This window comes from Urinicoccus timonensis, assembly GCF_900232945.1.
GTDB lineage: Bacteria > Bacillota > Clostridia > Tissierellales > Peptoniphilaceae > Urinicoccus > Urinicoccus timonensis.
In genome coordinates, this window is the sequence record NZ_OCTU01000001.1 from 245,662 (window position 1) to 271,473 (window position 25,812).

Sequence of the window (25,812 nt, forward strand, 5' to 3'; positions counted from 1 at the left end):
CTGATTCAAGCAAAGGAAAGGGATCACTCCCTTTCCTTTAGAATACTAGGTTTACTTTTATTTATATTGGTCAGGATAGGCTTTTTTTAAAGCAGCTGCCATTTCTCGACCCAATTTCATACATTCTTCAATGTCGTCTTCTTTAAGAGCACCTTGGACATTGGGAGTGGTTTCTAAAAGGTCCCACTTGCACTTTTCAGCAAAGGCGGCAAATTCTTTTTCGGCTCCACCACCCCAGGAATAGGAGGAGAAGTAGCCAAAGATATGGTTCTTCATCTTTTGCTTGTTTAGAGTTGCTACGAAATTAGCCATGGGTGGGAAAAGGCCTACATTATAGGTTGGACAACCCAGTAGGATTCCCCTGTACCGCCAAGCTTCAGCAATGAGGTTGCTCAAGGGGTATTCTGAAATGTTGCGAATCCGGATGTTGGAAATGCCTTCTTCGGCCATGCTCCGGGCAATCATTTCTGCCATTTTTTCTGTATGACCGTACATGGACCCATAGACCAACAAGACCCCATTTTCTGTTTCTTGATTGGCTAGTTTAGAGTAAAGGTCCACGATAATGCCGGGGTTTTTCCGCCATACAATTCCGTGGTCAGGACAGATGGTCTTGATATCCAAATCTTTTAATTTGTCCAGGGCCCGGACAACTTGACCGGAATACTTGCCTACAATGTTGGTATAGTAACGGATGGTTTCGTCCTTGTAAAAGTCAAAGTTGATTTCGTCATCAAAGATGGCTCCATCTAGGGTTCCATAGCCCCCAAAAGCATCTTGGGAGAAGAGGGTTCCTGTAGATTTTTCAAAGGCCACCATGGATTCTGGCCAATGGACCATGGGAGTGGTGTAGAAGGTCAAGGAAGTATTGCCAATGGCTACTTCTTCCCCATCCTTAACTACCAGGATATTTTCTGTCAGGTCGTAAAAATGGTCCAAGAAGTCCTTGGTTTTCTTGTTCCCGATAATCTTAATGTTTGGGAAACGCTCTACTAAAACCGGTAGAGAAGAGGTGTGGTCGGGTTCCATGTGGTTGACGACAACATAGTCAATGTCCCGGTCTCCTAAGACAGAGTAGATATTAGCAAGAAATTCATCAATAGAAGGTATTTTTACACAGTCCAGCAGGCAAACTTCGTCTCCCCCATCTAAAAGATAGGAGTTGTAGCTGATTCCATCTGGTAGGGGCCACATGCCTTCAAAAAGGTGGGTATAGCGGTCATTGACGCCAATATAAGTCAAATGATCATTAATTTTTACAGTTAATGGGTTATTCATTCAATTTTCCTTTCTGCTTTTATTTCTTCAACAAACTAACTTAAGTTCATTTTACTCTATGCAAGGCTTTTCTTCAAGACTTTCAGGCTCTTTTTAAGAGTCATACTTATCTAGAAAGCTTTTCTTTTCTCCATTTTCAATCCAACCAATAATGGCATCTTGGTTGACGTTTTCTGCCGACCGAAAGATGGAAATTTCCACATTTTTATTGTCCTCTTTCATATCCTCAATCATCTGCTTGATCTTAAAGCGGGTACTGGAGTCTTTTTTCTGGGTTACCGTACAGGCGCAGTCAATGGCTTCATAGCCCGTAGACCGCATAAATCGGATGATGTCTTCCTCGTGGATCAGGTACATGGGCCGGATAAGCTCCAGGCCCTGGAAGTTTTGGGACTTCAACTTGGGCATCATGGTTTTAAAATTGGCACTATAGAGGACATTCATCAAGATGGTTTCAATGACGTCGTTAAAGTGGTGGCCCAGGGCCAATTTATTGCAACCCAGCTCTTGGGCCCGGTTGTAGAGGTTGCCCCGGCGCATCCGGGCGCACATATAACAGGGGGCGCCACCGTCTGTCATCTTCTCTGCCACTTCAAAGACGTCGCTGTCGTGGACCTTGACGGGAATCCCCAGGCCCTGGCAGGTTTCTTCCACCTGTTTTCTCACTTCTGGCCGGTAACCCGGATCCATACAGATAAATTCCAGGTCAAAAGATTGCTGACCATGTCTTTGGAGCTCTTGGAAGAGCTTGGCCAGGGTCAGGGAGTCCTTGCCCCCAGAAATGGCCACGGCAATCTTGTCTCCTTCTTCCACCAGCTGATAGTTCTTTACTGCCCGAATAAAACGAACCCAAAGCTCTTTACGGTAGCTTTTAATTAAACTTCTTTCGATTTCTCCTACAGACTTCTTCACGATTTTCCTTCCAACTCCTTTAGGTCTTGAATATATTGACCATATCCTTCTTTTTCCATGTCTTCCAAGGGGATAAAGTCTAAAACAGCCCCATTAATACAATAGCGAAGGCCCCCTTGGTCCTGGGGTCCGTCCTCAAATACGTGGCCCAAGTGTCCCTTAGAGGACCGAGACCGGACTTCTTGCCGGACCATTCCATGGGACCGGTCCAGACGGTAGTCCACGGCATCCTCCATAATGGGTTTGGTAAAAGAGGGCCAACCACAGCCCGGTTCATACTGGTCCTTGGATAGAAACAAGGGCTTGCGGGTCAATTTATCTACGAAAATTCCCGGTCCTTGTTTTTTGTAATAGGGATGGGAAAAGGGGGCCTCTGTGGCATTTTCTCTTAGGACTTGGTAGCCCAGGGCCCCTAGCTTCTTCTTTTCCTCCGCCAGATCATCCAGGGGCTTGTCTGCCAGAGTCAGGTCCACATGGCAATAGCCCAGAGGATTTTTATCCAAATAGTCTTGGTGGTAGTCTTCAGCCGGATAAAAATTTTCCAGGGCCTTGACTTCCACTTGTAGGGGGTTGGCATAGTCTTTTGCCAAAGAGGCCAGTTGGTTTTGAATTCTTGCCTCCTCTGCCGGGTCAAGAAAATAAATCCCCGTCCGGTATTGGATTCCTCGGTCATTGCCTTGACGGTTTAGGCTGGTAGGATCAATAATCCGAAAGAGATGGCGGATTAAATCCTCCAGGGAAATTTCCTCCTCCCGGTAGGTCAAGGCCACAGCCTCTGCAAAGCCAGATTGGCCCCGGCAAACTTCCTGGTAGTCAGGATTTGTCCCTTGACCATTGGCATAGCCCACCTGGCTATCTAGGACTCCAGGAATCCGTTTAAAATAAGCCTGGACGCCCCAAAAACATCCTCCAGCAAAAACAATTTTTTTCATGGAATTTCCTCCTAAAATTTTTCTATTACAAGTATGTTACAGTTTAATGTTACTATGGTGTTTTCCCTTTTTCCTGGACAAAAATCATGTATAATAAATTTATAGAAAATGAGGTGAACTGTCTTGAAAAAAAGATTTATTTTTGTTCTTCTCATTATCAGTTTATGGTCCAATGCAATCTTTGCTAGTAGTACTGCGGCAATCTTTATTGACGGTCAACATGTTCCTGCACAGCCAAAATCCTACATCGAGTCTGGTAGAACGTATGTACCCTTGCGCTATATAACGGAAGAGTTGGGCTTTACGGTGGACTGGATTGAAGAACAACAAGCGATTATTATCCAAAGGAAGAACTTTCCTACCCTTAAATTATTTGTTGGCAGTAACAAGGCCTTCGCGGGTAGTAAGACCCTAGACCTGGACGCTCCTGTCCAAATTCGAGGAGACCGGGCCTTTGTCCCCATTCGTTTCATTTCTGAACAATTGGGTTACAAGGTTCAATGGAACCCCAATGGAAACAAGGTCATTATCAACAAGTAATTTGAAAAAACGCCTTTTCAGGCGTTTTTTTATTGGATAAAAAAGAATAAAAAGCCAGCAATTACTTGACTTAAGGCTAAAAAAAGAGACATTTGGTCCCCTTCCTCTAGATAGTTTAAAAAGCTAGAAAAACCGGCCAGGATAAAGGTTCCCGCCAGCATAAGAAAAAAGACCCGGTCCAATTGCCCGGCCATCAAGGACCGAAAAACCATCCCTAGAATGAGTATAAATTGCATGCCCTGGCTAATAGGGCCTATTTTGTCTTTCATACATCCTCCTTGTCTATCTTTTCATTATACCCCTCTTGGCCAAAAATGAAAAGAAAAGGACTTGCACTTTTGGTAAAGCTTTAGTAAAATAGAAGTAGTTTCATATGGGGAGAGTTAGCTCAGCTGGTAGAGCACTACGTTGACATCGTAGGGGTCGCTGGTTCAAGTCCAGTACTGTCCACCAATTTATAAATGGCTAGATTGCAAGTTTGCAATCTAGCCATTTTTATTTTTTGATTCTTATGGGTTTGCTTATTTTTGCTTAAATTTCTATAAAAACCCCGCCAAAAATCCCACCATCCATTTGTAAATTTAGGTTTGCAAAAAGGGCGACACAGCCGTCGATTTCTAGCTGTTCAAGCGAAGCTTTTACAGGAAATCTTGGCATGAGACCTGCCGACGAAATCAAAGATTTCGGGCTAGGGCTTCAAGGGCCGCCCTACAAATCCAACCTTAATTTTTTATTTTTTCAAGATAAAACGATAGGGATAGTCCACGGCCTCTTGGGCATAGTCAATGCCAATGCGTTTTGTGGCTTCAATAGGGCCTTGAAAGCCATCATCCAAAAGATAGATGGACCCATCCAGGGTCTTTTTATTGTCTTCCAGGCTGATGCCCAGGGCCTGAGTCAACTTGGCCGGACCATTTAAGAGGTTTTTCTTTTGGTAGCCTGTGGCCTGGTCCTTGCCTTTTCCAAAGCGTCTTTGGTAGAAGGTTTCTTCTCCTTGGACGGGGTCCAGGGCCCGGATTAAAACGGCCTGGGCATTTCCTTCAGGCCCGGTGACTATGTTGAAGAGGGTGTGGATCCCATAGGTAAAGTAGGTATAGATGTGGCCTCCTTGAAAAAACAAGGGGGCAGTTCTCTGGGTTTTTTTCCCTCCATAGGCATGACAGGCCTTGTCGTCTTGTAGGTAGGCTTCCGTTTCGATAATCCGTCCCATGAGGACCTGGTCTTTTTCCTGGTGGCAAAGTATCTTGCCAATGAGGTCAGGGGCCAGGTCCAGGGCGTTGGCTTGGTAGTAGTCTAGGCTTAATTTCTTCATTTCTTAAAAAACTTCCTTGGGTCAAAGTTTTCATAGGGAGGATAGCGCATATCCAGGTCTATTTTTCTAGACTTCTTTAGGATGGAGACCTTGCGACTAAAGGTGTCAAAGGAGTATTTTCCATGGTAGGCCCCCATGCCGCTTTGACCCACGCCACCAAAGGGCAGGGTTACGGTGGACAGGTGGGTCAAGGTATCGTTAAAGGCCCCACCACCGAAGGGGATGGTGTCCAGGATGTAGTCCAGGTCTTTTTCCTCCTGGCTAAAGAGGTAGAGGGCCAGGGGGTTGGGGTGGAGGTTGATGACCTTTTGGCAGTCTTCCAAGTCGTCAATGGTTAAAACCGGTAGGAAGGGGCCAAAGATTTCCTCTTCCATAAAGGGGCTTGAAGGGTCTGCTGGAAAGACTTGAGGGGCAAATTTCAAGCCTTGGGGCCAGGCCTTTCCCTCCATGTCTAAGCCCTGGCCCTTGGCCAGGTCTTCTAGACGACGGAAGTGGTCTTGGTCGATGATGGAGGCCAGGTAGGGACTTTCCAGGGGATTGGGACCATAAAAATCCTGGATGGCTTGGTTCATAGCCTGAATCAAGGAGTCCCGGAGATCTTCTTGGACCAGGCAATAGTCCGGAGCCACACAGGTTTGGCCGGCATTGAGGGTCTTGCCCCAGATGATTCTTTTGGCAGTGGTTTCCAGGTCTTGGTCCCCAAAGACGATGACAGGACTTTTTCCTCCCAATTCTAAAACACAGGGGATCATTTTTTCTCCGGCCAATTTGGCCATTTCCCGTCCAACCCGGGTGGACCCTGTAAAGAATAAAAAGTCCATGTCTTCAGCCATAAAGCGAGCCCGGTCTTGAGGGTCCAGGCCATAGACCAGGACTTCTTCCGGGTCATAGACTCGGCCAAGAATGGTCTGGACCACTTGGGATGTAGCTGGGGCCTTTCGGGAGGTCTTTAAAACCACCCGGTTGCCTGCTCCCAAGGCTCCAATGGTTGGCACCATGGCCAAAAGAAAGGGGTAGTTCCAAGGGGCAGCAATGGCCACCCGGCCATAGGGCCTATAGTGGATTTCCCCCTTGGAGGGAAATTGATAATAGGGGGTGGGCTTTTTGTCCGGCCGAGCCCACTTGGGGACTTGGGCTATCGTATAGTCCAGCTCTTCCAGGGTCATGAGATATTCGGATAGGTAGGCTTCTTCCATGGACTTGCCCAGGTCAGCTTCCAGGGCTTTTAGGATTTCTGACCGGCTTTTTTGTAATTCTTTTTTCAGGATTTTTAGCTTGCTAATACGGTTTTTAAGGTCCATTTCCCTCCTCCTTTACTCATCAAAGGGGTCCCGGGCCCGGATCCATTCTTCCAGGTCTTCCAGGTAGGAAAAATCCACCCAGTCCCAGTTCTTCCCATATATGGTTAAAAAGTCTTTTTCCCAGGCTTGGAGTTTGGTCTTTCGCTTGTTCTTAATCTTGTGGTAGTTAAATCGCAAGAGAGCCTTGTCCATCCGGGTCATCTTGTCTGTTTGCCAGGCTCCTCGCCCATAAAAGGCCGGTACGTCCTTTAAGGGACCATCAAAGTGGTGACGGTAGAGCCGGCGGAATTCTTTCTTGTTGTAATTACTGGCTCCCACACAAAAAACGGCCACTTTTTTATCTCGAATCCGGCTAATATCCCTTTCCAAGAGGCTTAAATTCAAAAGGCCAAAGGCATAAATCGGCGCAAAAAACACCACCACATCTCCCGATATGTTTTTGGCCTTATAGTCCTTGATCTCTAAAAGGGTCCCTGGATGCCTCCGGTGGAGTTCTTCTGCATATCTTTTTGTGGCTCCATACTTGCTGCTATAGATAACGGTTACTTCTTCCATCTCTGCCCCCTAAGACAATTTTTCTAGCTTTTTCCATTCCTCTATTCCTAGTCCAAGCTCCCTCGACTGCCAATGGAAAAGACATAGGTCATGGGAGTGGCTTGGGATTCAAAAAAGTCGTCTATCAGCCTTTGCTCATAGCGGGCAATGGGGCAAGAAGCCATATTTAAAGACTCTGCCGCCAATTGTATTTGCTGGCCCACATGGCCTGCTTCTAGGAGGACAAATTTTTCTGCTTCTGAGGGATACCTGTAGCCTGCTGCTTCTAGGTTGGCTCCCAGGCCAATGAGACAGGAGGCCTGGAGGACAAAGCTTTGACCCAAAAAGATGGCCTTTAGCTCTTCTTGAGCATCTGTAAAGCGCTTGACCAAAAAGAGGCTGTGGTTTTTTGGGTGGTAGCGGTAGATTCCCTTTTCCAGGTCCAGAACATTTAGGATGCAGACATAGAGCCGCAGGGGTCGACTATTACAAGCGCTGGGCACCGGCAGGTGGCTTCTTTGCTCTTGAAATAAGTGGTAGCTGTAGTAGAGGATGTGACTCAATTGCTTCCGGGTCATAATAACCTTGGAATAGGCCCGTCCGGACTTTCTCTTCCGGGTCAGAACGGTAAAGTCACTTTCATAAATTTTTTGGACTGGTGGGGGAAGCTTACTTTCCCGACCTTTATAAAAGTCTGGATCTATAAAATCGGGTTGCTTACCCTTTTCTTCTGCCGTCAAGGGAAATGTGGATTGAATCATTGCTTGTCCTTTCTAAACGCTTTGGAATCTTCTTTCTTCTCATAGTTCATTGTAGCATTTTCAGACTTAAATGAACACTCCCCTTTCTGAGAAAAGTTTTTGGAAAGAATCTGGATTGGCCCATAATTTCAAAGAATTTCGCCAGGCTTTATGCTATACTTAAGTATATTAAGAAAGGAAATGAGGAAAGAAAGGATCCCTATGAAAGTATCATTAATTTTTGATTTTTTATGCCCCTTCTGCTACAAGCAGCACCTGGTTCTCAATTCTATAGACGGCGTGGAAATTGAACCCCTTCCCCGGTTTTTAAAGGCGGAGGTTCCCGTTGCCGGTCTTGAAATGGACCCAGAAACTAAGATTAAGATGAATAAGACCCTGGACGACCTAAAAAAAGAAGAGGTCTTCCAAGGTGTCCACCTGGCCCCAAGAAGTCACTTTTACAATAGCTACCGGGCCCACCAAATGGCCCAGTCTGCCTATAAGCTGGGGGCCTACCTTCCCTTTGCCCTAAAGGTCTATGAGGCCTATTTCTCTGGCCAAAAAAATATTGCCGACCAAGACCTCTTAGATGACCTGGCCCGGTCTGTAGGCTTGGACCCAGACCAAATGCACGATCTTTTTGATGTGGACTTATTGAGGGAAAAACTCTGGACATCTTTTTCTCTCTTTACAGACAAGGGCTTGAAAACCATCCCCGTTATGGTCATCCATCCTGAAGAAAGGATTATCGACCACTCCACTTCTTTGGCAGAAATGAAGGAGATCTTAAAAGAGTATGAATAAAGAAGAATCCATGCATTGGAGAGAATACAATAAAAAAGTTATTCTCTCCAAGTACCTATCCATCCTGGTTGGAAATTTTTTCTGTGCCGTGGCCTTAATCTTGTTTTTACGACCAGGACAAATGATTGGAGGCGGGGTTGGAGGGATTTCCGTCTTGTTAAATACGGTTTTCGGTATCCCCTTGGGGCTTTCCGTCCTTCTCTTTAACCTCCCCCTGATGGTCTTGTCCCTCAAGATCCTGGACCGGAATTTTATCTTTTACTCTACCCTGTCCATGTTTATTTTTTCCCTTTACATGAGTCTTTTTGACTTTTTGGCCTCCTATGTCCACATTACTGACGATATCTTGTTAAGCTGCGTCTTTGGTTCCATCCTCAACGGGGTGGGCATGGGAATTATGTTTCGCAATGGAACCTGCCAGGGAGGCCTGGACGTTGTGGCGGCCTTGGCCAAGAAGCTCTATGGGATCAACATCAGCAAGGTTCTTTTGGGGGTTAATGGAGTTATCATCACAATTTCCGGTTTTGTCTTTAGCTTCAACCGGGCCATGTACACCCTCATTGGCCTCTTTATTGCCTACCAGGTCTTGGACCGGATCCAGCTGGGTGTAGGCCAAATGAAGCAAATTTTTATCATGACCAATATGTCCAAACCCATTGCCAAGTCTATTATGAAGGAGCTCCACCGGGGAGTTACCTATATCAAGGGCAGTGGGGCCTATACCAACCAAGGCATGGACATTATCTATTGTATTGTGGACAACCACGAGTTTGTCCAAGTGCGAAAAATTGTGGACTCTATTGACCCAGAAGCCTTTATGACCATTAGCGAAACCGTTGAAGTCAAGGGCCGGGGCTTTGACCACATCCAAGTCTAGGAGGAAACCATGCGTAGAAAAGATCGAGAAATGAACTCAGACTTTGCCCGAGAGGTCATTGACCAAAGTTCCTACGGGAGCCTGGCCCTCTATGACCCAGACAAAAAACAAACCTATTCTGTCAACCTTTCCCTGGTCCGACTGGGGAACTGCCTTTACTTTCACTCTGCCAAGGCCGGCTACAAGTTGGACCTTTTACAAGAAGGCGACTCCTATGGCCTGTCCTTTGTCTCCTATGCCCAGGTGCCAGATGTCTTTTCCAGGGACAAGTTGCAGGCCCTGGCCCAGGAGCCGGGAAAAGTAGGGCTCCTTTTAAGCCGGGTCTTTACTACGGAATATTCCTCGGCCCATGTCCTGGGCCGCCTGCGCCTGGTCCGGGACCCAGAGGAAATCAACCGGGCCATGGAAGCCCTTTGCCGCAAATACACAGGAGACAAGATGGACTTTTTCCCCCAAGCCATGGCTGTCGGTGGATCTCGTATCCTAGTTTATGCCCTGGATATCCAAGAAATTCATGGCAAGAGAAAAAAATTGGATGCCCAAGGGGAAGAAATGAAATGGCAAAGGATGGACTAATTAAAACTAGAAAAAAGGAGCTAGCCTAGAGCTAACTCCTTTTTTTATGGTCTTTCCCGGGTCATATCTCCCAGGATTTTTTCTGCATCATGGTAGTGGCCTTCATCCGTAGCAAAGATCAAGAGGTCTCCGGCCTGGAGGACGGTGGACCCAGTAGGAAGGATCCGGTGCTTGCCCCTTTGGAGCTCTGTAATCCAAACATAGGATGGAAAGTCCAAGTCCATGACCCTTTGGTTGGAGCAAAGACTCCCGGTATGGACAGTAATCTTCAGGAAGTTTTCTTCATAATAGGAAGCTCCCAGCTGGCCTTTCTTTTTAAGGATCCCCTTTAAGAGTTCGTCATAGATGGGTTCTCCCTTTAGGAGGTCTGCTGTAACCGTCGCCACCAGGACCACCAGGGCCAATCCTAAGAATTGGCTCATGGACCCGGTCATTTCAAAAATTAAAATCAACCCCGTCAAGGGTGCCTTGACAATGGCGGCAAAGTGGCCAGCCATGGCCAGGACGACAAAGTTCAAGTAAAAGCTTTGGTCCACTCCCAGGCCGATAAAAATCTTCCCCATAATGCTGCCAACCAAAGCCCCAATAGCCAAGAGGGGAAAGAAAATCCCTCCAGGAACATTGGACCCGAAGCAGAGGAAGGTAAAGATATACTTGACCAAAAGAAGGAAGAGCAGGAAAAGAATAGCGAAATCTCCACTCTTTAGGGCCATGATGGTTTGGTGGCCTCCCCCTGCCAAGACAGGTAGGTAGATGGATACTCCGGCACTGAGTAAAAAGGCCAGGGCCATGGGGACAAAGCTAGGGAGTTTTTGCTTGCCAATAAAGGCCTTGGTTCTTAAGATTCCCTGGTTAAAGATAACACCACTAACCCCTACAGCCAGGCCCAGTAGGACAAAGGCCCAGTAGTTTTCCAGGGGTAGGAGGTCCAGTTCCCGAAACTGGAGGGAGGGCTCCATACCAAAGACGATTTTGGTAATAAAGTCCGCCACCACAGAAGACAGCATGCAGCCCAAGAGGACATAGTAGGAGAAGTTCTTGTGGGCTTCTTCCAGGGCAAAGCAAACCCCAGCCAGGGGAGCCCCAAAGGCGGCAGAAAGACCTGCAGATCCTCCAGCAGTAATTAAGTAGTTGTCTAATTTTCTAGAATCCTTATTTTTTTCAGAAACCCCCTGGCCCAGGCAGGCCCCCATTTGCACCGAGGGACCCTCCCGACCCACACTCATTCCTACAGCCAGGCAGATAATCCCCCCAACAAATTTATAGAGGAGGACCTTAAACCAGTTGTAGTGGATTTTTTTGTGGAGGATTCCCTCCATTTGGGGAATCCCAGACCCTGAAATCATAGGCTCTCCCCGGACCAAAAAGTCCACAAAGATGGCCAAAACCACCAGGATTAGGACCAGCAGGGCAAAATATAGGGGCCTTTGGCTGGCCCAGAGGTAGACCTCTTTAAAGAGGTCCCCCAACCGGGAGCCCAAGAGCCGGTAGCCACTAATCACCAGGCCTGTTAAGATGCCGATTAACAAGGATTTTCCCAATATTTCCATTCCCTTGGCCCTTTTTAGGTCCAGGTCTTGATCTTGATTTATATCGTCTATTCTCATAGCTGCCTCCTTTATCTATTTATAGTATAGCACTTTGAAAAAAAAGGAGAAAGGGTCGACAAGTCTAGAGGGCCTCTAGAAATGGTAAAACTTTGCATGAACTTTACATTTCTTGACCCCCAGCTGTGATAAAATACAAGTAGGAAGGGGGAAGTCTATGAAATATGCTGTAACAGATATTGGTTCCAACACCATCCGCCTAACGATTTATGACCTTGTGGATGGGCGGCCAAGAGTTTTAATGAAGAAGAAATCACAAGTTGGCCTAGCTGACTATATCAAGGGAAACAAGATGACCCAGCAGGGAGTTTGGCGTCTGGTCCATGTCTTAAAGACCTATGAGCCCATCTACAAACTCTTTCAAGCAGAAGCTATCTTTACCTTTGCCACAGCAGCTATTCGGAATGTAAAAAACTCCAAGGAGGTCTTAAAGACCTTGGAGGAAGCCACGGGCTTAAATGTGGACTTGATTTCCGGTCCCATGGAGGCCGAGCTGGGCTATTTGGGGGTCCATTCCTCCTTTAACCTAGATGCAGGTATCCATGTGGATATTGGTGGCGGGTCTACGGAAATTTTAATCCACAAAAAGGACAAGGTCCTCTATAAAAACAGTTTAGACGAGGGATCTCTCTCCCTCTACCGGCAATTTGTCTCACGTATTTTCCCTAACAAGAAAGAAAGTAAGGAAATCAAAAAATATATCCGGGGAAAGTTAGAGGACCTGGACCTGCCCAAGGTCAAGGGCTCTCTACCCATTGTAGGTGTTGGTGGCACCATTCGGGCCTGCAACAACCTGTGCTCAGAGTTGTTTGAACCTGTGGACTACCAATTTTCCTCTGACGGAGAAGACCTTCCAGGCCGCTTTAGCCTGGCCCAAAGTAAGTCTATTAGCCAGGGTCTTATGACTTTTGACCCGGTGTATGTCCGAAATGTCCTGAGAGTTTGCCCCTCTAGAATCCACACCCTGACTCCTGGAATCCTAATCCTCCAGGAGGTTGCCAAGGTCTTTTCCTGCCAGGAAATCATGGTAAGCAATTGTGGAATTCGTGAAGGTTACTTAATTTGGAGGTTAGATCAAGACCATGGAAAAAAATAACCAGCCCCCTATCTATATGAAAAACCGGGAACTTTCCTGGCTCAAGTTTAATGAACGCGTCCTGGAAGAAGGGGCCACTCCAGGAGTCCCCTTGGGGGAACGCTTGAAATTTATCGCTATCTACCAAAGCAATTTGACTGAATACTTTATGGTCCGGGTAGGCCGCTTAAGCGACTATACCCTCTTAGACGAAGACAACAGTGAACGCCGAACGGGCCTGAGTCCCCAGGACCAGCTGGATATGATTTTTGCCAGGGTTCGGGATCTCTATGAAACAAAGGACCAAACCATGGAAGACTTGGAAGAAGCCTTTCGGAAAAAGGGCATCTACCACTTGACCATGGACCAGGTCTCCAAGGAAGAAAAAGCCCGAGCCAAGGCTTTTTTCAAGTCCCACATCAAGCCCGTCTTGTCTCCGCAAATTGTGGATTTTCACAATCCTTTTCCCTTTATTGACAACAACCACACCCATGCCATTTTAAGGCTTCACCGGGATGGAAAGGACTACTTTGGCCTGGTGGCCATCCCCCAAGAGTCCAAAAAGATCATCTTTTTAAATGACGAAAAAACCCGGTATATTTTAAGCGAAGAGGTCCACGCCTACTATGCACCCTCTCTTTTCAAGGAGTACACAGTCAAGGAAGTGGCCCTGATTCGGGTCACCCGGAATGGGGACCTGTCAGCTGATGATGAAGATGCTGATGACAATGTAGACTACCGGGACCATATGAAGAAGATCTTGAAAAAACGGGACCGGTTAAATCCTGTAGGCCTCTTAAGTGACCGTCCCCTATCTGGAGCCATGACCTCCTACCTTGCTAAAGAACTGGGCCTTTCCAAGGACCAATTTTTTGTCACCACCCGCTGCCTAGATATGTCCTATGCCTTTGCCTTGGAAGGAGCCTTGCCAGAAAGGTCCACCCAAGACCTCTACTACAAGTCCTACCGGCCCAAGCCCATTGGTCCAGCTGTCTACCAGCCCTCTCTCATGGACTACATTGAAAAAAATGACTTGATTCTTTCCTATCCTTATGAAGACATCAACTCCTTTTTAGACCTCATTAATGAAGCCGCTGACAATGAAAATGTCCTATCCATTAAGATTACCATCTACCGCCTGGCCGACCACTCCCAACTGGTAGACGCCCTGTGCCGGGCCGCTGAAAACGGGAAAAATGTTACTGTCCTAATGGAATTAAAGGCTCGCTTTGATGAAGAGCACAACCTCATCAACTCCCAGGTCCTCTATGATGCCGGCTGTAATATTGTCTATGGCTTTAACCAATACAAGGTCCACTCCAAGGTTTGTTTGATTAGCTACCAAAAGGGCAATGATATCCGAACCATTACCCAAGTGGGAACGGGAAACTACAACGAAAAGACCTCCAAACAATATACCGACCTATCCTTTATTACGGCTGATCCTAAAATCGGCCAGGATGCTACGGAATTTTTCTTTAACATCTGCACCGGGGTCCTGGATGGGTCCTATCAGTCCCTCTTGCAGTCTCCCTATTCCATCAAGCCCACCATCATTGACCTCATCCGTCGAGAAGCCGACAAGGGACCCAAGGGCTATATTTTCTTAAAGATGAATTCCATGACAGACTATGAAATCATGGAAGAGCTTTGTGCAGCTTCCCAAAAGGGCGCCCAAGTCAAGTTAATTATCCGGGGCATTTGTTGTATCATCCCGGGTATGGAGGGTTATACCGACAATATTGAGGTTCGGAGCATTGTAGGTCGCTACTTGGAGCATCCTCGGATTTACTTATTTGGCCAGGGAGATGACGAAATCATTTACATCACTTCTGCCGACCTCATGACCCGGAATATGGAAAGACGGGTGGAGGTGGCTTGTCCCATCCAGGACCCGGCCCTGAGAGATTTTTGTCGTTTTTACCTGGACACCCAATGGAAGGACAATGTCAAGGCCCGACGGCTTCTGGAAAATGGTGACTATGTTCCCATTCAAGATGGCAAAGAACCCTTTAGCTGCCAAGATTATTTTATGGAAAGAGCCAATAAACGCTATGAATTAGCCTTAAGTGGCCTGGAGAATCAAAAAGCCCGGACAAAAAAAGACCAGCCCCAGGGGCTGTTCCGAAAAATTATTCATTTTTTCCAAAAAAATTAAGATTCCTCCAAGACCTTTTTCCAATGGTCCAAGGACTCCTCTGCTTCCTTACTTAATTGTGGGAATTGGGGGTCCATGTCTTGGAGGGTTTCCAAAATGACCTGGCTTACCAGGTAGCGGGAAAACCACTTACGATCAGCAGGCACCACATACCAGGGTGCCTCTTTTGTTGAGGTGTGCTCAAAAAGGTCTTCATAGGCCCTTTGGTACTTGTCCCAATAGGTCCTTTCTGTAATATCAGACTTATCAAATTTATAGTGCTTTTCCGGGCGAACAATCCGGTCCATCAGGCGGCTTTTTTGCTCTTCCTTGGAAATGTGGAGGAAGAACTTCACCATCCGAAAGCCATTATTCCGTAAATAATTCTCATAGTTGACGATGTCGTCAAAGCGTTTTTGCCAAAGGTCCTTGTCTATCAAGTCCTCTGGTAGGGGTTGGATTTTTACCAGGTCGTGAATCCGGGTGACGATAACTTCTTCATAGTGGGACCGATTAAAAATACCAATGTCCCCCCGGGATGGCAGTTCCCTATTGACCCTCCATAAAAAATCATGGTCCAATTCCCTGTCGGAGGGCCGCTTAAAAGAAGCTACCTTGGTGCCTTGAGGATTTAGACCCGTCATAACGTGTTTAATTAGGGAATCCTTGCCTCCTGAATCCATGGCCTGGAGAACAATGATGAGTCCTTGCTTATTTTCAGCATAGAGCCTTTCCTGGTAGTCTTGTAGTTTTTCTAAATTTTTTGGAACCAGGTGGTTCTTCACATCTTTTTTATCCAAGTCCCCCTCATAGCGAGTGGGGATTTTTTTCAAGTCCACCTTTTCTCCAGCTTTAATTAAATAATCTCTTGTATCCATACTTGCCTCCTTGGCTTTTATTTACCCAAAAGTAAAAAGATAATGCCTTATTTTGATAAGAATCTTGGTCAAGATTGTTTTTTAAATCTTTCCTCCACATATTTTTTTAAGTCTTCCTGGGTGTTTTTTTCAGGATCTTCCAAAACCAGGTCCTGGCAGGCTCTGAGGATGGTCCCCAAGAGAGGGCCCTTGGGATAACCCAGGTCCATAAGGTCATGGCCGTTAATGGCCAGAAAATTTTCCTTTTTAGTCAGGTCTTCGTCCAAGAGGTCTAAGACCCGAGCCTTTCTTGCCCTTAAGGGGGCCAGACTTCCGGGGCCGGATGTACAGGCAGCATCGGCTAAGATCAAGTCATAGAGGTCCAGGACATTTTCCCGGCCCACCCGTTTAATTTGCCGTCTAAGGGCCTTGTCGGTCATGACTTTTTGCACTGTCATATGGTCTTGGATCAGGGCCCGGACACTGGCCCTTAATTTTTTTCCAGCTCCCAGGTCCTTGAGGATTTGGTCAGCTTCAAGGGCCCCTTCCTTGTCGTGGTCATAAAAGTGGAGGTGGCCATCCTTGCCATAAAAGGCCTTTTGGGGCTTGGCAATGTCGTGGAAGAGGGCTGCCAGACGGGTGGATAGCTTGACCGGAGTATGGTCCAAGACACAGAGGAGGTGGTCAAAGAGGGTCTGTTTATGGTAGGGATTTTTTTGGTCAAATCCCACAGTGGCCATGAGGTCGGGAAAGAGAATTTTAAGGACTCCTGTTTCTTCCATAAGCAAGAGGCCATAGGAGGGTTGGTCTGTTAATAAAAGGCCAAAAAACTCTTGCCGGATCCGGTCCCGGGATACCTGGGTCAAGCCCTCCTTGTAAAGACTGGCAGCGTCGAGAAAGTCCGGGTCCAGGTTGAGCTTAAAGCGGCTGGCAAAGCGAAAGCCCCGAAGGATCCGCAGGGCGTCTTCCTCTAAACGATCCTTGGGATCCCCTACCATTCTCAGGATGCCCCGGTCCAGGTCTTCCCTCCCATGGAAGGGGTCAAAGACCTCTCCTTGACGGTTTTTGGCCATGGCATTCATGGTAAAGTCCCTTCTCTTTAAGTCCTCCAGGAGAGAGGGGGTAAAGCGAACCTCTTCCGGGTGGCGGTGGTCCTTATAGGCCAGGTCTTGGCGGAAGGTGGTGATTTCAATTTTTTCCCGGTCCAGGACCAGGGAAATGGTCCCGTACTTTTTCCCTATATCCAGGGTCTTGTAGTCCCTAAAAAGCTCTTCTACTTCTTCCGGCTTGGCGGAAGATGTTATATCTATGTCCTTTGGCGGGATACCCAGGTAGTCATCCCGGACACTTCCCCCGACAAGATAGGCTTCAAAACCTGCCTCTTCCAATCTTCTTAAAATTTTATCCAATTCTTGGTCCATCTTAATCCCTTCCCTAATCTATAAAATCTCAGCAATTATATGTAAACCATATTGACATTTTAGTTTACCTTGTTTTAAACTATTTTCTGGAGGTTGAATATGAACACAGAAAATAAACTTGTATCTCAAAAAAGTCAAACAAAAGACTACATAGAATCGGCAATCTTTGCCGCCTTAATCGCCCTAGGTGCCCTAATCACCATCCCCCTGGGCCCTGTCCCCATTACCCTGCAAAACTTCTTCGTCTTTATGGCCGGCCTGGTCTTAAAGCCCAAGCAGGCCTTACTTTCCACCGTCCTCTATGCCCTTTTGGGCCTGGTGGGCCTACCCATCTTTGCAGGTTTTTCTGGAGGACCCCAGTCGGTCCTATCTCCTGCCTTTGGCTTTATCCTAGGCTTTATCCCCATTTCCTACTTAATTTCTAAGTACAGCCGGGGAGAAAAAAATCCTTGGAAGATCTTCCTTATCTTAATTTTAGCAGATATTTTACTCTATGCCATAGGTTTACCCTATCTCTACCTGATTTTAACCAGGATCAATGGCCTCCCCATGACCCTGGCTTCCAGCCTCAAGGCTGGCATGGTTCCCTTTATTATCCCAGACCTGGTCAAGGCCCTCTTGGCTGCCATCCTAGGGCCAAAAATCCTATCTGCTTTAAATCGAAACTAGCTGTCTGGGATTGATTGTCTTTAAAATTTTCCTATGCTATACTTGCATTAAAGACACATCCCAACCATAAGGAGGTTTATATGAAACTCGACCGTAAATACGTATCTTTTTATTATGACCAAGTGGAAGATTTCCCGGACTATAAAATTGATCCCAAAAAAACCATGCTTTTACTTATTGACCTGCAAAATGAATTCTGCCACCTCGAAGGCAAGGAGGCCCAAGAATTTAAGGCCGCCGGCGTTTGGGACCAATGGAAGCCCTATTTTGACCACATGGAAAATACCACTATCCCCAATGCCAAAAAGCTCCTAGACTTCTTCCGGGCCAACAATCTACCCGTTAGCTTTGGACGGATTGCCTGCTTGAGAGAAGATGGAGAAGACCGGTCCCCAGTCCAAAAGTCTGAAGGCTGGAATAACATGCTCATGCCTGTAGACTCTTGGGCCGCCCAAATGGTGGACGAACTGGCCCCCATTAAAAATGAAATCGTGGTGAATAAGACCACAGATTCCGTAACGACAGGAACCAACTACCTACAACTTCTTCGTTACATGGGGATCACCACTGTAGTGGTTGGGGGAATTGTAACCGACCAATGTGTTGCTTCCACTGTCCGGGGCCTGGCTGATGAAGGACTCCAAGTCCTAACTGTGGAAGATGCCTGCGCTTCAGCAGATATGGCCCTCCATGATGCTGAGCTTAAAATCATGAATGTCATCTACACCTATGTAGTCAAAACCCAAGAGGCCATTGACCTCATCCAAAAAGAACTATAATTTAAAAAGCAAGGGCATCAAGGTCCTTGCTTTTTTATTGGACACAAAAATAGGTGGCTCCACTTGGGGCCACCTATTTTTCTCCTTAGAGAGTATATGTTTGAGAGAAAGTTAAATAGAGAAATCTTGTTACTCTATAATTAGTATAGACCATTTCATTTTGATAGTCAATATTAATTTCAAAATTATTTTTTATTTCTCTCACTCTTCTATCCCTAGCCCAAAACCAGGTAGCCCAGGCTCATAATAAGGAAAAAACTCCCTATTAGGACCAGGTTTAAAAGTCCAAAGACTAGGTTTTTATTCCGGATAGAGGCAAAAACTCCTAAAAGTCCCAACAGGGGACAGATATATAGGCTGGTAAAACCCAAGGGTCGGGCATGGCCAATCCAGGCATCCTTAAAAATCCAGCTGACAAGTAGGGCCAGGCTTACTTTTTCCAAGTTTTTCATAATTTTTGTCATCTTAAATTCTCCTTCCCCAAGGCCGTAAAATTTTTGCCTTATTTATAGCTTTAGTTTAGCAAACTGGACCTTCTCTTGTCAATTTTTCTATGAAAAAAGGACCTCTTGCTTGAGGTCCCTTGTTTTATGCTTCTTTTGCTTGTTTGGCCTTTTCTCTTTTAAAGATTCCCGTTACCATTAGGGCAATGGCCCCATCTCCTGTAATGTTGCAGGCTGTTCCAAAGCTATCTTGGAGGGCAAAAATAGACAGGATCAAGGCTGTACCTGTGTTGTCAAAATGAAGGACAGAGGTAATAAGACCCAGACTGGCTACAACAGTTCCTCCAGGAACTCCAGGAGCCGCAATGGCAAAAATTCCCAACAAGAGAATGAATAAAATCATGGAATTGGCTGGGGGAAGTTGACCATAGAGGATTTGGGAAACCACCATAACAAAGAAGGTTTCTGTTAATACAGACCCACAAAGATGGGTGTTGGAACAAAGGGGAATGACAAAGTCCCGAATTTTAGGGTCCAAAACTGTGGATTTTCGAGCGCAAGCCAGGGCTACAGGCACTGTTGCTGCTGAAGACATGGTTCCTACAGCTGTCATATAGGCTGGGACATAGTGCTTAAAGACCTCCTTGGGAGAGGACTTGGACAGGATGCCTCCAAGGCTGTAAAGAAGGGCCATCCAGATAAAGTGTCCCGCAAGGACGATGAAGATGACCTTGATAAAGACGGGGAATTGACTTAGGAGGACTCCCTCATAGGCCAATTCTGCAAAGGTAGCCGCAATGTAAACTGGCAGGATGGTAATAACAACTTTTTCTACAATAGTCAGGACAATTTGATTTAACTCCATCAAGAGATTTTCCCAGGTCTTGGACTGGGTCCAAATCACTGCAATCCCAAATAAGATGGCTGTAATCAAGGCCGTCATAACGGGCATGATGGGAGCAATTTCCAGTTTAAAGACTGCTTCTGGGATTTGGGCTCCTTGGGCTACGGCTGATTGGATGTGGAGGTTGGGGATAATGGCCTGGCCTGCCAAGAAACTGAAGCAAGCAGCCCCCACTGAGGACAGGTAACAAATAATCAGGGTTACTGTTAGGATCTTTCCTGCAGATTCCTTTAAGGATACAATAGCCGGGGTAATAAAACCCAGGATGATTAGGGGAACAATGTAGCCGATAAAGTCTCCCATAATTTGTTTGATGGCGTCAACCACCTGGATGACTGAGGGACCTGCAGACTTTCCTAAAAGAATCCCCACGATAATGGCTACTAATAACTTAAATAATAGAGAATGAAAAAATCCTTGCTTCTTTTTTTCCATAAATATGCTCCTCTCAAGATTTATTTCTATGGTAAAATTTATTATATCATAAGAAATAAAGCTTTCTTTGGAAAATTTTAAAATCTTAACAGAGATTTAACAGGCCATCCTGTATAGTATTCTTAAAATAAATTTTAGGAGGATTTTATGAATTTAAAACGTACCAGCATTGCCCTATCCTTGGCAATGACCAGTTTACTTAGCCTAACGGCATGTCAAGCAAAAAACACCCCAGGAAATGCTCCTGGACAAGGCCAAGCCATGGAAAGTGTTCCAGCTGATGACCAAATGATGGCCTCTGATTTTATAGCCAGTGAAAGTTCTTTGGGTCACCAAGACAAGTATGAATTTCCCGGTTTAGGTCTTAACTTTACCCTTCCCCAATCCCTACAAGACCAAGCCAAAAACCTGGACCTGGGCCTATTCACCGATGAAATGCCCGATAGTAAAAACCCTAAAGAACTAGGCCATGCCCAAGTTTTATTTAAGGCCATGAACGAGGAAGAAAAAAAGGCTGTCGTCAAGAAGGTGGGAACTGAATATGAAGATTGGTTCAAGGGTTTAAAACCCCTAGGCGCCCTAGGAGTTTACAAGGCCTCCATGAAGGACCAATTGGATGAGTTAACCTCTTGTGACCAACATAAGATTTTAGGAGAAAGCCCTGACAAACAATACATCTATGTTCAAAGTATTAACTCCAAGGCTGACCCCGCCTTTATCCAAGACTTCCAAAAAACTCAAGTTAGTCTATCCCAAATGGAAGAATATGATGGAATCAGTGCCTTCTATCCTTCCGGACTAAGAAAGAATGTTGCCAATATTGCCCCCTTTAAAACAGTGGACATCAATGGTAAAGAATTTAGCTCAGACCAATTAAGTAAAAACAAGCTCACCATGGTAAATGTCTTTGCAACCTGGTGTGGTCCCTGTGTCAAGGAAATTCCTGAATTGGCCAAGCTCCACCAAGATTTAGCTGACAAGGGCTTTGGGGTAATTGGTGTCGTAACCGATACTGGAGAAAAAAGCCCTGGCCGGGAAGAAAGTTTGGAAAAGGCAAAGTTGATCCAAGACAAAACCAAGGCTTCCTACCCCTTCCTAGTACCAGACAAGGGACAAATGAATGGTCGTCTAGATGGAATTGATGCCATGCCTGAAACCTTTTTTGTGGACAGCCAAGGAAATATTGTGGGAGACACCTACAGTGGAGCCCATACCTATGATGAATGGAAGGCCATTGTAGAAAAAGAAATGGCCAAGCTGGACCAAGGAAAGTAAGCCCTATGAGAGAATTTTTGCATGGCCTTTGGGCCAAAAAAGTTGCCCTGGTCTTGGTCTTGGCCTCAGTGGCCATGGTCTACCAGGGCTGGCAAAGGGGCGAGGTCCAGGTGGTCTTTGAAAAGGCCGTAAGGATTTGTATGGAGTGTATCGGCATTGGATAAGAAACTTTCCCTCTCAGAAAAAATCCGCCACTGGGTCCAAGGGCTTTTTGCCCTGACCACCAATGGTCACCTTTCCGGCTTTGTCACTGGATCCATTTACAAGGGTCCTGGCAAGCACCTTTGTGTCCCAGGGATGAATTGTTATTCTTGCCCCGGGGCCTATGGGTCCTGCCCTATTGGGTCCCTCCAGGCAGTGATGGGATCTTACAAGTACTCCTTTTCCTACTATGTCCTGGGGGTTATCCTCTTTTTCGGGGCCCTATTTGGTCGTCTGGTCTGTGGCTTCTTGTGTCCCTTTGGCCTGGTCCAAGACCTGCTCCACAAGATCCCTTCAAAGAAAATAAAAACCTTCCGGGGCGACTTTTGGCTTAGAAAGGCCAAGTACCTTATCTTACTGGTCTTTGTCTTGATTCTTCCCCTTTTTGTCACAGACTTTTTAGGCCAGGGAGCCCCTTTCTTTTGTAAGTACTTATGTCCTGTAGGGACTTTGGAAGGAGGACTTTTCCTAGTCCTCCTCCGGCCCACCATGCGGTCGGCTATTGGTTGGCTCTACCTGTGGAAAAATCTTATTTTAATCTTAGTTATTGTGGCCTCAGTCCTAATCTACCGACCTTTTTGCAAGTATATGTGTCCCCTAGGGGCCATCTACTCCTTTTTCAACCGCCACGCCCTCTTTTCCTACCATGTAGACCTGGCCTCCTGTGTTCATTGCGGAGCCTGTGCCCGGGCCTGCCAAATGAATGTCCACCCCACGGAAAATATCAATGACCCCGAGTGCATTCGCTGTGGTCGCTGTAAGTCTGTTTGTCCTAAATCTTGTATTGACAGGGGATTTTTCCTGAAAGAAAAAAGTCCCCAAAAGTAAAGGAGGTCCCATGCGTTTACTTGTAGTTGAAGATGAAGTCACTCTTTGTAAGACCATAGCCAAGGGGCTCCACCTCAGTGGCTACGAGGTGGACCAGGCCTATGATGGCCTATCTGCCCTGGACAAGGTCCTGACCGAATCCTATGACCTGGTGCTTTTGGACCTGTCCCTACCCAAAATGGATGGTATGGACCTTTTAAGCCACTTCCGGGAAAGGGACCAAACCACACCAGTTTTGATCCTGTCGGCCCGGAGCCAAATTGAAGACAAGGTTCAAGGATTGGACCAGGGGGCCAACGACTACTTAACCAAGCCCTTTTCTTTTGATGAATTGGAAGCCCGGGTCCGGAGCCTAACCCGTCGAAAGTTCAAGCAAGAAGACCCCCTTTTAGTCTGTGGAGACCTTTCTTTTGACACCCTGTCTCGGACAGCCAAGGCCAAGGGCCAGGTCCTCAAGCTCACCCGCAAAGAAGCAGGTATTCTAGAATACCTCCTCTTACACCAGGGGTCTATTGTCAGCCAGGAAGACCTCATTAGCCATATTTGGGACGAAAATGTGGACCCCTTTTCGAATTCCATCCGGGTCCACATGTCCTCCCTAAGGAAAAAAATTCGCCAGGTCCTCCAAACTGACCCCATTCGAAATAAAATCGGTCAAGGATATGTATTGGAAGAAAAACAATGAAAAAACCTCTTTCCCTTAAAATGCGCTTTGCCCTGATCCTGGGTCTTATGATCCTGGCCACAGGCATTGCCAGTTATTTTTTACAAAAACATGCCATTAACCAGGAGCTCAACCTCCTCCAGGAAAAAATTATGGACCAAATCCTAAAAGACCAGGTCAAAGACATGGGCCAGACCCTGATTATTGTTCCTGAAGTTAAGGAGCTCTTTCAAGGAGCCCAGGAAAAGGTCCAAATCCAAGCCACCTTGTCCACCCTCTTGGTGGTGGTCCTAGGGAGCCTGGCCACCTACTTCCTGGCCCGGAGGAGCCTAAAACCCTTGGAAAGGCTTATTGACCATATGAAGGACCGGGAGATGAAAAACCTGTCCAAACCCCTGCCCAGCCAGGGCCTGCCTGGAGAAATTGCCGATTTGACCCAATCCTACAACCACCTTTTAAAGAGGTTGGATGGGGTCTTCCAACAGCAAAGGCAATTTTCTGCTGCAGCGGCCCATGAGCTCAAGACTCCCTTGGCCGTTTTACAGACCAGGCTGGACGTTTTTAACAAGCTGGAAAACCACCAGGAAAGTGACTATGAAGAAATCCTTTCCGACATCCAAGACCAGGTCCAAAGGATGACCCAGCTGGTCAACCACCTCTTGACCCTTATGGATACAGAAAATTTGGAAAAAAATGACCTGGTAGACCTCTATGATCTTTTTGACGAAGTCTTTTGTGACCTTATGCCCTTGGCAGAAAAAACAGGACTTTGTCTCCAATTAGAAGGAGACCATGCCCAGGTTTATGCCAATGACCTTCTTCTTTACCAGGCTCTCTACAATTTGGTGGAAAATGCCATTAAATACAACAAGCCCGGTGGGTCTGTCCTGGCCCGAGTCAAGGAGGACCAAGACCAGGTCCTGGTTTCTGTTAAAGATATGGGCATCGGCCTGGCTCCTGAGTCCATCCGAGAAATTTTTACTCCCTTTTACCGGGTGGACCCTTCCAGGAGCCGGAAACTTGGAGGCGCTGGCCTGGGCCTGAGCCTGGTCAAGCACATTCTTGACCTCCACCAGGCCACCATCTCCATTGATAGTCAGCTAGGGTCTTATACTGAGTTTACTATCCATCTTCCAAAAAAATAAGTTAAGCAAAAAGAATGCCTCAGTGGCATTCTTTTTTTAGCTATTTTAATAATTTTTTTCAAAATTAAGGATTGTTTGTCCCACAAATGGGGTAAAATTACCCTAGAATTATCTTTTTTATAGGCTGACTTTTAGGCCAATATCTAATCATTGAACCTATTTATTTTGTAAAGGAGTTTTATTATTATGAGTAAGATTGTTTTAATTGGGGCCAACCATGCTGGTACGGCCTGTGCCAATACCATTTTGGATCATTACCCTGAAAACGAACTCGTTATCTTTGACCAAAATGACAATATTTCCTTTCTAAGCTGTGGGATGGCCCTTTGGATTGGTAGACAAATTAAAAGTCCCGACGGACTTTTCTATTCTTCCAAGGCCATCTTGGAAAACAAGGGGGCCAAGGTTCACCTGGAAACCCCTGTGGAATCCATTGACTATGACAAAAAAATTGTCTATGCCCTGGACAAAAATGGGCAAAAAATTGCTGAATCCTATGACAAGTTGGTTTTAGCCACAGGATCCAAACCCATTATCCCCCCTCTAAAAGGGCTAGACCTGGAAAACATTCAAAAAGTGAAGCGCTTCCAAGATGCCAAGGAAGTGATTGACAAGATTGAAAATGACTATGGTCGGACCATGGAGAATGTTGTGGTCGTCGGAGCTGGCTATATTGGAGTAGAATTGGCCGAAGCCTTTAAACGCCTAGGCTACCATACCACCATGATTACCCAACCTGACCGGGTTTTAAATACCTACTATGACAAGCCCTTTACCGATGCCATGGAAGACAATCTCCGGTCCCACCGGGTTGATGTCCGTTTAAGTGAAAATGTCCTGGCCTTTGAGGGGAAAAATAAGGTTTCCAAGGTCGTAACGGACAAGGGAAGCTATCCCTGTGATATGGCCTTGATTTGCTGTGGCTTCCTGCCCAATACAGACCTGGTCCAAGGCCACCTGGACCTGGGAGTCAAGGGAGCCATCTTAACAGACAAGCACCAAGCCACCTCAGACCCCAATGTCTATGCCATTGGCGACTGTACCACCATCTTTAGTAATGTCATCGATGACTATGACTACATCGCCCTGGCTTCCAACGCCGTAAGGTCCGGAATTGTTGCCGGCCACAATGTCTGTGGCAACCCCATTGAAGCCAACGGAGTCCAAGGGTCCAATGGGATCAAAATCTTTGACCTATCCATGGTCTCCACAGGAGTTACTGTGGAAAGGGCTCAAGCCTTGGGAATGGACGTCCTCTATACAGACTTTAAGGCCCTACAAAAACCTGAATTTATCAAGGAAGACAACTATGAAGTTACCATCCGGATTGTCTATGATAAAAATACCCGTCAAATCAAGGGGGCCCAACTCATGTCCAAGTATGATATGTCCATGATGATCCACATGTTCAGCCTGGCCATCCAAGAAAAAGTCACCATTGACCGCCTGTCCTTAACCGACTTTTTCTTCCTGCCCCACTACAACCAACCCTACAACTATATCACCATGGCAGCCCTGTCTGCGGATTAAAAATGGTCTAAAAAGAAGAAAAACCAGGAAGTTTCC

The 25,812-nt window shown here is 46.3% G+C and carries 27 protein-coding genes and 1 tRNA gene; 15 read left to right on the forward strand and 13 right to left on the reverse strand.

Features of this window, described 5'->3' with window-relative positions; translation table 11 throughout:
* Nucleotides 1–57: 57 nt before the first annotated feature.
* The 3 genes from CS898_RS01105 to msrA form a co-directional block, all read right to left on the reverse strand.
* Complete coding sequence (locus tag CS898_RS01105; protein WP_009431732.1) at nt 58–1,278, reverse strand: FprA family A-type flavoprotein; 1,221 nt, start codon at nt 1,276–1,278, stop codon at nt 58–60.
* A 93-nt stretch (nt 1,279–1,371) separates the two neighbouring features.
* A complete protein-coding gene (locus CS898_RS01110) occupies nt 1,372–2,190 on the reverse strand; it encodes a tRNA lysidine(34) synthetase (RefSeq protein ID WP_009430494.1) in 819 nt (272 codons plus the stop codon).
* Nucleotides 2,187–3,122 carry a peptide-methionine (S)-S-oxide reductase MsrA gene (msrA, locus tag CS898_RS01115; RefSeq protein WP_009430800.1) on the reverse strand — a complete coding sequence of 312 codons (936 nt, stop codon included), beginning with the start codon at nt 3,120–3,122 and terminating at the stop codon, nt 2,187–2,189. Before msrA ends, CS898_RS01110 begins: the two co-directional genes overlap by 4 nt.
* A 123-nt stretch (nt 3,123–3,245) precedes the next feature.
* Between msrA and CS898_RS01120 the strand changes: the two genes are divergently transcribed.
* A complete protein-coding gene (locus tag CS898_RS01120) occupies nt 3,246–3,662 on the forward strand; it encodes a copper amine oxidase N-terminal domain-containing protein (protein ID WP_009431340.1) in 417 nt (138 codons plus the stop codon).
* A 29-nt stretch (nt 3,663–3,691) separates the two neighbouring features.
* Here CS898_RS01120 and CS898_RS01125 read toward each other — a convergent pair whose 3' ends face one another.
* Complete coding sequence (locus tag CS898_RS01125) at nt 3,692–3,931, reverse strand: hypothetical protein (RefSeq protein WP_009431269.1); 240 nt, start codon at nt 3,929–3,931, stop codon at nt 3,692–3,694.
* 108 nt (nt 3,932–4,039) lie between these two features.
* On the opposite strand from CS898_RS01125, the gene CS898_RS01130 reads away from it, so the two are divergent.
* Nucleotides 4,040–4,115: transfer RNA gene (locus CS898_RS01130), tRNA-Val, on the forward strand.
* 277 nt (nt 4,116–4,392) lie between these two features.
* Here CS898_RS01130 and CS898_RS01135 read toward each other — a convergent pair.
* Genes CS898_RS01135 through CS898_RS01150 form a run of 4 tightly spaced genes read right to left on the reverse strand, consistent with a single transcriptional unit; the run spans nt 4,393 to nt 7,570 of the window.
* Nucleotides 4,393–4,974 (reverse strand): DNA-3-methyladenine glycosylase, encoded by a 582-nt coding sequence (locus CS898_RS01135; protein WP_099207807.1) that lies wholly within the window; start codon nt 4,972–4,974, stop codon nt 4,393–4,395.
* Nucleotides 4,971–6,275 carry an aldehyde dehydrogenase family protein gene (locus tag CS898_RS01140; protein ID WP_099207808.1) on the reverse strand — a complete coding sequence of 435 codons (1,305 nt, stop codon included), beginning with the start codon at nt 6,273–6,275 and terminating at the stop codon, nt 4,971–4,973. The genes CS898_RS01135 and CS898_RS01140 overlap by 4 nt, the downstream gene beginning before the upstream one ends.
* Before the next feature lie 12 nt (nt 6,276–6,287).
* Nucleotides 6,288–6,830 carry a flavodoxin family protein gene (locus CS898_RS01145; protein WP_099207809.1) on the reverse strand — a complete coding sequence of 181 codons (543 nt, stop codon included), beginning with the start codon at nt 6,828–6,830 and terminating at the stop codon, nt 6,288–6,290.
* 47 nt (nt 6,831–6,877) lie between these two features.
* On the reverse strand, nt 6,878–7,570 hold the full coding sequence (locus CS898_RS01150; RefSeq protein ID WP_099207810.1) for a SagB/ThcOx family dehydrogenase: 693 nt from the start codon (nt 7,568–7,570) through the stop codon (nt 6,878–6,880).
* Nucleotides 7,571–7,771: 201 nt separating this feature from the next.
* On the opposite strand from CS898_RS01150, the gene CS898_RS01155 reads away from it, so the two are divergent.
* Genes CS898_RS01155 through CS898_RS01165 form a run of 3 tightly spaced genes read left to right on the forward strand, consistent with a single transcriptional unit; the run spans nt 7,772 to nt 9,806 of the window.
* Nucleotides 7,772–8,353, forward strand: coding sequence for a DsbA family oxidoreductase (locus CS898_RS01155; RefSeq protein WP_159459098.1), 582 nt, complete (start codon nt 7,772–7,774; stop codon nt 8,351–8,353).
* Nucleotides 8,346–9,230: a YitT family protein gene (locus tag CS898_RS01160; protein WP_009431371.1), complete on the forward strand. Its 885-nt coding sequence runs from the start codon at nt 8,346–8,348 to the stop codon at nt 9,228–9,230. Before CS898_RS01155 ends, CS898_RS01160 begins: the two co-directional genes overlap by 8 nt.
* A gap of 9 nt (nt 9,231–9,239) precedes the next feature.
* Nucleotides 9,240–9,806, forward strand: a complete 567-nt coding sequence (locus CS898_RS01165; RefSeq protein ID WP_099207812.1) for a pyridoxamine 5'-phosphate oxidase family protein — start codon at nt 9,240–9,242, stop codon at nt 9,804–9,806.
* A 44-nt stretch (nt 9,807–9,850) separates the two neighbouring features.
* Here CS898_RS01165 and CS898_RS01170 read toward each other — a convergent pair whose 3' ends face one another.
* Entirely contained in the window at nt 9,851–11,413 is a 1,563-nt protein-coding gene (locus tag CS898_RS01170; protein WP_099207813.1) for a ClC family H(+)/Cl(-) exchange transporter, read from the reverse strand.
* A gap of 157 nt (nt 11,414–11,570) precedes the next feature.
* On the opposite strand from CS898_RS01170, the gene CS898_RS01175 reads away from it, so the two are divergent.
* Both CS898_RS01175 and ppk1 read left to right on the forward strand, forming a co-directional pair.
* A complete protein-coding gene (locus CS898_RS01175; protein WP_099207814.1) occupies nt 11,571–12,509 on the forward strand; it encodes a Ppx/GppA phosphatase family protein in 939 nt (312 codons plus the stop codon).
* A complete protein-coding gene (gene ppk1 / locus CS898_RS01180) occupies nt 12,496–14,646 on the forward strand; it encodes a polyphosphate kinase 1 (protein ID WP_099207815.1) in 2,151 nt (716 codons plus the stop codon). The genes CS898_RS01175 and ppk1 overlap by 14 nt, the downstream gene beginning before the upstream one ends.
* Here the strand turns inward: ppk1 and CS898_RS01185 are convergent.
* The gene (locus CS898_RS01185; protein WP_099207816.1) at nt 14,643–15,503 is read right to left on the reverse strand and encodes a polyphosphate kinase 2 family protein; all 861 of its coding nucleotides are present in this window, start codon (nt 15,501–15,503) and stop codon (nt 14,643–14,645) included. The genes ppk1 and CS898_RS01185 overlap by 4 nt on opposite strands.
* A 68-nt stretch (nt 15,504–15,571) precedes the next feature.
* Nucleotides 15,572–16,903 carry a CCA tRNA nucleotidyltransferase gene (locus tag CS898_RS01190; protein WP_099207817.1) on the reverse strand — a complete coding sequence of 444 codons (1,332 nt, stop codon included), beginning with the start codon at nt 16,901–16,903 and terminating at the stop codon, nt 15,572–15,574.
* Between the two features lie 99 nt (nt 16,904–17,002).
* Between CS898_RS01190 and CS898_RS01195 the strand changes: the two genes are divergently transcribed.
* Together CS898_RS01195 and CS898_RS01200 are read left to right on the forward strand one after the other, a co-directional pair.
* Nucleotides 17,003–17,572 (forward strand): biotin transporter BioY, encoded by a 570-nt coding sequence (locus CS898_RS01195; RefSeq protein WP_099207818.1) that lies wholly within the window; start codon nt 17,003–17,005, stop codon nt 17,570–17,572.
* 80 nt (nt 17,573–17,652) lie between these two features.
* Nucleotides 17,653–18,351 carry a cysteine hydrolase family protein gene (locus CS898_RS01200; protein ID WP_009431025.1) on the forward strand — a complete coding sequence of 233 codons (699 nt, stop codon included), beginning with the start codon at nt 17,653–17,655 and terminating at the stop codon, nt 18,349–18,351.
* 215 nt (nt 18,352–18,566) lie between these two features.
* On the opposite strand, the gene CS898_RS01205 is transcribed toward CS898_RS01200, so the two are convergent.
* Entirely contained in the window at nt 18,567–18,815 is a 249-nt protein-coding gene (locus CS898_RS01205) for a hypothetical protein (protein ID WP_099207819.1), read from the reverse strand.
* Between the two features lie 124 nt (nt 18,816–18,939).
* Complete coding sequence (locus tag CS898_RS01210) at nt 18,940–20,133, reverse strand: dicarboxylate/amino acid:cation symporter (RefSeq protein WP_099207820.1); 1,194 nt, start codon at nt 20,131–20,133, stop codon at nt 18,940–18,942.
* Nucleotides 20,134–20,280: 147 nt separating this feature from the next.
* Here CS898_RS01210 and CS898_RS01215 point away from each other — a divergent pair, with 147 nt between their 5' ends.
* From CS898_RS01215 to nox, 6 genes are all read left to right on the forward strand, one after another.
* Nucleotides 20,281–21,408: a TlpA family protein disulfide reductase gene (locus tag CS898_RS01215; protein ID WP_099207821.1), complete on the forward strand. Its 1,128-nt coding sequence runs from the start codon at nt 20,281–20,283 to the stop codon at nt 21,406–21,408.
* A 5-nt stretch (nt 21,409–21,413) separates the two neighbouring features.
* Nucleotides 21,414–21,572 carry a CD1871A family CXXC motif-containing protein gene (locus CS898_RS09870; protein WP_009430250.1) on the forward strand — a complete coding sequence of 53 codons (159 nt, stop codon included), beginning with the start codon at nt 21,414–21,416 and terminating at the stop codon, nt 21,570–21,572.
* A complete protein-coding gene (locus tag CS898_RS01225) occupies nt 21,565–22,437 on the forward strand; it encodes a 4Fe-4S binding protein (RefSeq protein WP_009430106.1) in 873 nt (290 codons plus the stop codon). Before CS898_RS09870 ends, CS898_RS01225 begins: the two co-directional genes overlap by 8 nt.
* A gap of 10 nt (nt 22,438–22,447) precedes the next feature.
* Nucleotides 22,448–23,122, forward strand: a complete 675-nt coding sequence (locus CS898_RS01230; protein ID WP_009431744.1) for a response regulator transcription factor — start codon at nt 22,448–22,450, stop codon at nt 23,120–23,122.
* Nucleotides 23,119–24,246, forward strand: coding sequence for a sensor histidine kinase (locus CS898_RS01235; protein ID WP_099207822.1), 1,128 nt, complete (start codon nt 23,119–23,121; stop codon nt 24,244–24,246). Before CS898_RS01230 ends, CS898_RS01235 begins: the two co-directional genes overlap by 4 nt.
* Nucleotides 24,247–24,432: 186 nt before the next feature.
* Entirely contained in the window at nt 24,433–25,776 is a 1,344-nt protein-coding gene (nox, locus tag CS898_RS01240; RefSeq protein WP_099207823.1) for a H2O-forming NADH oxidase, read from the forward strand.
* Nucleotides 25,777–25,812 lie beyond the last annotated feature (36 nt).

Bases quoted from the DNA above. Each gene is read 5' to 3' on its own strand.
- CS898_RS01105 (WP_009431732.1), bottom strand. From the start codon at position 1,278: ATGAATAACCCATTAACTGTAAAAATTAATGATCATTTGACTTATATT.
- nox (WP_099207823.1), top strand. From the start codon at position 24,433: ATGAGTAAGATTGTTTTAATTGGGGCCAACCATGCTGGTACGGCCTGT.
- ppk1 (WP_099207815.1), top strand. From the start codon at position 12,496: ATGGAAAAAAATAACCAGCCCCCTATCTATATGAAAAACCGGGAACTT.
- CS898_RS01200 (WP_009431025.1), top strand. From the start codon at position 17,653: ATGAAACTCGACCGTAAATACGTATCTTTTTATTATGACCAAGTGGAA.
- CS898_RS01215 (WP_099207821.1), top strand. From the start codon at position 20,281: ATGAATTTAAAACGTACCAGCATTGCCCTATCCTTGGCAATGACCAGT.
- CS898_RS01230 (WP_009431744.1), top strand. From the start codon at position 22,448: ATGCGTTTACTTGTAGTTGAAGATGAAGTCACTCTTTGTAAGACCATA.
- CS898_RS01210 (WP_099207820.1), bottom strand. From the start codon at position 20,133: ATGGAAAAAAAGAAGCAAGGATTTTTTCATTCTCTATTATTTAAGTTA.
- CS898_RS01150 (WP_099207810.1), bottom strand. From the start codon at position 7,570: ATGATTCAATCCACATTTCCCTTGACGGCAGAAGAAAAGGGTAAGCAA.
- CS898_RS01165 (WP_099207812.1), top strand. From the start codon at position 9,240: ATGCGTAGAAAAGATCGAGAAATGAACTCAGACTTTGCCCGAGAGGTC.
- msrA (WP_009430800.1), bottom strand. From the start codon at position 3,122: ATGAAAAAAATTGTTTTTGCTGGAGGATGTTTTTGGGGCGTCCAGGCT.
- CS898_RS01155 (WP_159459098.1), top strand. From the start codon at position 7,772: ATGAAAGTATCATTAATTTTTGATTTTTTATGCCCCTTCTGCTACAAG.
- CS898_RS09870 (WP_009430250.1), top strand. From the start codon at position 21,414: ATGAGAGAATTTTTGCATGGCCTTTGGGCCAAAAAAGTTGCCCTGGTC.
- CS898_RS01170 (WP_099207813.1), bottom strand. From the start codon at position 11,413: ATGAGAATAGACGATATAAATCAAGATCAAGACCTGGACCTAAAAAGG.
- CS898_RS01190 (WP_099207817.1), bottom strand. From the start codon at position 16,903: ATGGACCAAGAATTGGATAAAATTTTAAGAAGATTGGAAGAGGCAGGT.
- CS898_RS01195 (WP_099207818.1), top strand. From the start codon at position 17,003: ATGAACACAGAAAATAAACTTGTATCTCAAAAAAGTCAAACAAAAGAC.
- CS898_RS01175 (WP_099207814.1), top strand. From the start codon at position 11,571: ATGAAATATGCTGTAACAGATATTGGTTCCAACACCATCCGCCTAACG.
- CS898_RS01140 (WP_099207808.1), bottom strand. From the start codon at position 6,275: ATGGACCTTAAAAACCGTATTAGCAAGCTAAAAATCCTGAAAAAAGAA.
- CS898_RS01135 (WP_099207807.1), bottom strand. From the start codon at position 4,974: ATGAAGAAATTAAGCCTAGACTACTACCAAGCCAACGCCCTGGACCTG.
- CS898_RS01125 (WP_009431269.1), bottom strand. From the start codon at position 3,931: ATGAAAGACAAAATAGGCCCTATTAGCCAGGGCATGCAATTTATACTC.
- CS898_RS01205 (WP_099207819.1), bottom strand. From the start codon at position 18,815: ATGACAAAAATTATGAAAAACTTGGAAAAAGTAAGCCTGGCCCTACTT.
- CS898_RS01185 (WP_099207816.1), bottom strand. From the start codon at position 15,503: ATGGATACAAGAGATTATTTAATTAAAGCTGGAGAAAAGGTGGACTTG.
- CS898_RS01145 (WP_099207809.1), bottom strand. From the start codon at position 6,830: ATGGAAGAAGTAACCGTTATCTATAGCAGCAAGTATGGAGCCACAAAA.
- CS898_RS01235 (WP_099207822.1), top strand. From the start codon at position 23,119: ATGAAAAAACCTCTTTCCCTTAAAATGCGCTTTGCCCTGATCCTGGGT.
- CS898_RS01160 (WP_009431371.1), top strand. From the start codon at position 8,346: ATGAATAAAGAAGAATCCATGCATTGGAGAGAATACAATAAAAAAGTT.